Origin of the sequence: Spiroplasma sp. ChiS, from assembly GCF_002968355.1 — a bacterium.
GTDB classification, from domain to species: Bacteria; Bacillota_I; Bacilli_A; order Mycoplasmatales; family Mycoplasmataceae; genus Spiroplasma; species Spiroplasma citri.
This window is the reverse complement of record NZ_PUUH01000155.1, coordinates 1-1118: the sequence shown is the minus strand read 5'-3', so window position 1 is coordinate 1118 and position 1118 is coordinate 1. Positions and strand designations below refer to the sequence as shown.

Annotated in this window: 3 protein-coding genes; all 3 read left to right on the top strand. The window is 23.1% G+C overall.

What is annotated here, in order from left to right; genetic code table 4:
- On the top strand, positions 1-238 hold a 238-nt coding region (locus tag C6B38_RS09995; protein ID WP_162475871.1), incomplete at its 5' end, for a hypothetical protein.
- Positions 239-328: 90 nt separating this feature from the next.
- On the top strand, positions 329-763 hold the full coding sequence (locus C6B38_RS04660) for a single-stranded DNA-binding protein (protein ID WP_114564113.1): 435 nt from the start codon (positions 329-331) through the stop codon (positions 761-763).
- Between the two features lie 2 nt (positions 764-765).
- On the top strand, positions 766-996 hold the full coding sequence (locus C6B38_RS04655; protein ID WP_146693310.1) for a hypothetical protein: 231 nt from the start codon (positions 766-768) through the stop codon (positions 994-996).
- The last annotated feature ends 122 nt before the right edge of the window (positions 997-1118 follow it).

Here is a 1118-nt window from a genome sequence, read left to right as displayed (position 1 = left end):
ATACTTTAATGCTGAAAAAATTAATAAAGCAAAAATACAAATTACAGCATATAATTATTTACTTGAAAAAAATAATATTTTTACTAGTAATATTGGTGAAATTTGAATAATTAACGAAAATGGCGTTAATATAAATCGTTTCAATATTACCAATCAATTAAAGTTAGAATGACAAGAAATAATGCATACATTTTTAAAAAATAATTCTAATAAGGAGAAAAGAAACTATGAAAATTAAAAAATATTGTCCCAAATTAAAATATTGAGGTTATTGCTTTAAATGCAACAAAGAAAATAAAAAACCAAAACACTAGAAAGGAATATTAGTATGAATCAATTTATTGCCATTGGTAGAACAACAAAAGATATTGAAATTAAAAGAACACAAAATGGTAAAGAATATGCCATGTTTCAATTAGCAGTAACAAGACCACATTCAACCCAAAAAGAAACTGATTTTATTCCTTGTCAAGTTTGAAATAAACAAGCAAGTGTATTACAGCAATATTGTCAAAAAGGTAGTCAAATTGCAATTACAGGTATTTTACAATCTTTTAAAGACAAAGAAAATAAAACACAGTGAACGGTAAGAGTTTATAGTTGTCAATTTTTACAAACTAATAATAATTTAAAAAATAGCACACCGCCCATAACACCCACAAAAATAAATCAGACCCAATCAGCAACAAGAAATATTCGTTTAGAAGAAATAGAAGCAAATAAATCATTTGAAAATAATGATGATGCGATTTTATGAGATTAAATATGGAAACTAATAAATATATTTTATGTTATCGTTCTGAAAAAGGTAAACGACCATGTAAAACTCCTCTTGGTGAATATATAACTGGTATTGATGTTGAAGATGTCAATATTAATTCAACTTGGGAATGAGAATATTTTAAAAAAAATTATGGTGAAAATAATTTAGTTATTTGTAAAGATGATAAGTTAGATCTAATTTTAGAAAGAAAAAAATATAATGAAAAAATGTAATAAATATCGTAATCATTTTTTAAAATGTAAAAATATAAAATTATGCTTTTTTACAAAATTACATAAATATAATTGCTATTTGTGTTATTTGTGAAAAATAAAAAAGGAGAAAAAATAAAATG